General features: G+C 57.6%; 1 protein-coding gene. It reads left to right on the top strand.

Translation table 11 applies throughout. The features are described from left to right. The coding region (locus SB822_RS57525) for an NAD-dependent epimerase/dehydratase family protein (RefSeq protein ID WP_410859165.1) at positions 1-269 on the top strand (269 nt) is incomplete at both ends.

Consider the following 269-nt stretch of genomic DNA (forward strand, 5'->3'; position numbering starts at 1 on the left):
GACCCTGCGTTCGATGTTGAAACCAACCTGCTCGGCACCGTTCGTCTGCTCACGCAGGCGGTCAAGTCGGGCGTGACCAAAGTGATTTTCGTGTCCTCCGGCGGGACCGTCTATGGCGTGCCGCAAGCGGTGCCCGTCCCCGAAACGCACCCGACGAATCCCGTGTGTTCGTACGGGATAGCCAAACTCGCAATCGAAAAATACCTCGCTTTGTTTCATCAGCAACACGGCCTGGATTACGCGGTATTGCGATTGGCCAATCCTTTTGG

It is taken from the genome of Paraburkholderia sp. SIMBA_054 (genome assembly GCF_046534875.1).
Lineage (GTDB): Bacteria > Pseudomonadota > Gammaproteobacteria > Burkholderiales > Burkholderiaceae > Paraburkholderia > Paraburkholderia hospita.